3 tRNA genes are annotated in these 296 nt (G+C 51.4%); all 3 read right to left on the bottom strand.

The window, feature by feature from the left end:
* Positions 1-17: 17 nt before the first annotated feature.
* Positions 18-91, bottom strand: a tRNA-Ile gene (locus STRDD04_RS10350).
* Between the two features lie 13 nt (positions 92-104).
* Positions 105-178 (bottom strand) — tRNA-Met (locus STRDD04_RS10345).
* 5 nt (positions 179-183) lie between these two features.
* A tRNA-Pro gene (locus STRDD04_RS10340) sits at positions 184-257 on the bottom strand.
* Positions 258-296: the final 39 nt, after the last annotated feature.

Here is a 296-nt window from a genome sequence, read left to right as displayed (position 1 = left end):
GTGAGTTTCACACAATATGGACCTTGTAGGACTTGAACCTACGACCACTCGGTTATGAGCCGAGAGCTCTAACCAGCTGAGCTAAAGGTCCAACAAGATCATCATAGCGGCGAAGGGGATCGAACCCCCGACCTCCCGGGTATGAACCGGACGCTCTAGCCAGCTGAGCTACACCGCCATATATCGGGAAGACAGGATTCGAACCTGCGACACCTTGGTCCCAAACCAAGTACTCTACCAAGCTGAGCTACTTCCCGAGAAAATCCAAAAACGGAGTCATGAGACTTCGTTCTAAT

This window comes from Streptococcus sp. DD04, from assembly GCF_001578725.1.
Lineage (GTDB): Bacteria > Bacillota > Bacilli > Lactobacillales > Streptococcaceae > Streptococcus > Streptococcus sinensis.
This window is presented reverse-complemented; position numbering and strand designations above follow the sequence as displayed.